The following is a 1,635-nucleotide window of genomic DNA, read 5'->3' on the forward strand; positions in this document are numbered from 1 at the left end:
GCATACGACATCCCGGTCTCTTCGAGATTGGCGCGGAAGGTGCCGTCGATCAGGCCGACGGTCGGGAAGTTCTGGACGCCGGAAAACCCAAGCGCCTTGATCTCGGCGAGGAAGACGTCCATCCGCCGGAACGGATCGGTGCCGTTGACGCCGGCGAGCACCGGTGTTCGCTGCACCACCGGGAGCACTTCGCGCGCCATCTCGACCACGATGGCATTGGCGTCGCCATAGGCGAGCAGGCCGGCAAGCGAGCCTCGGCCGGCCATGCGATAACGGCCGGAATTGTAGATCACGATCAGGTCGGCGCCGCCGTCCTGCTCGCATTTGGCGGACAGCCCGGTGCCGGCGCCGCCGCCGATGATCGGCTCGCCGCGCGCCACCATGGCGCGGAATTTCTCGAGCAGGGCTGAACGTTCAAATCTGGCCATGGCTACCTCGCCGCGCGTCTGCGGGTGCCTGCGCGACCGTGCAGTGCGCGAAACGCGGCGACGACGGCGGAGGCGAATTCGGGATCGTTGATGTGGCGCTTGATGCGGATCAGCTGACGGTTGGTGGTCTGGCGCACCGTCTGGTCGAGGGCGCGGAACAGGGCGGCGTCGGCTTCGGGATCGTGGAACGGCTGGCCTGGCGCATCGAGCGCGGAGACGCCGCCTTCGGGCAGGAAGAAGCGCACCGGCCCATCCATGCGGTTGAGGCGCTCGCCGATCCATCGGCCCATGGCGTCGTTTTCCGCCGGCGTGGTGCGCATCAAAGTCACCTGAGGATTGTGAACCTGCAGGCGGCGGCCGGAATAGGCCAGCGGCACGGTGTCCCTGGCGCCGAAATTGACCATGTCGAGCGCGCCGACCGATCCGACATAGGGCAGGCGGGCGCGAATGAAGGCGCCGAAACGGTCTTCGGTGGCGGGGAATACGCCGCCCATCAGGAGATCGCAGATTTCCGTGGTGGTGAGGTCGATCGCGCCGGCCAAGAGGCCGGAATCGACCAGCTTCTCCATCGATTGGCCGCCGACGCCGGTGGCGTGGAAGACCAGGCACTCCCACTCCTTCGAGAGTTCAGCCGAGATCTGCTGCACGCACGGCGTGGTGACGCCGAACATTGTCAGGCCCACCGCGGGGAGATCGGTCGCGGCAGGCGCTGCGACACCGTCGCCAAGCCGCGACTTCACCATGCCGATCACGGCCTGCGCGCCGTTGCCGAGCACCTGGCGCGAAATCGAATTGATGCCTTGGACGTCGGTGACCGAATATATCATGGTGATGTCGGCGGGACCGACATAGCGGCCGACATCGCCCGAGGCGATCGAGGAGATCAGGACCTTGGGCACGCCGATCGGCAGGGCGCGCATGCCCGGCGCCACGATCGAGGCACCGCCCGAGCCGCCGGCGCTGATGATGCCGGCAACATCGGTCTGCCGCTTGATCCAGGCCTCGAAAGCCTCCGCCATTGCGCCGACCGAGGCGCCGCGGTCGCCGTTGAACACGCCGGGCCCGCCCCGCGAATGGTTGAGCGCGATTTCCTGCGCGGTGACGTCGGTGGTCGCGGCCTTGCCGCTGGTCGAAACATCGACCAGCCGGGTCCGCAGCCCGCTCGCCTTGACGAGATCGCGGATGAAACGCAGCTCCGGTCCTTTGG

General features: G+C 67.4%; 2 protein-coding genes. Both read right to left on the reverse strand.

Annotation, left to right across the window (positions count from 1 at the left end; all coding sequences use genetic code 11):
- Window positions 1-428 (reverse strand): phosphoenolpyruvate hydrolase family protein (locus tag WB528_RS21920; protein WP_423890620.1); only part of this gene is annotated, 428 nt, incomplete at its 3' end.
- A gap of 2 nt (window positions 429-430) precedes the next feature.
- The coding region (locus WB528_RS21925; RefSeq protein WP_423890622.1) for a Tm-1-like ATP-binding domain-containing protein at window positions 431-1,635 on the reverse strand (1,205 nt) is incomplete at its 5' end.

It is taken from the genome of Bradyrhizobium sp., from assembly GCF_049586575.1.
Lineage (GTDB): Bacteria > Pseudomonadota > Alphaproteobacteria > Rhizobiales > Xanthobacteraceae > Bradyrhizobium.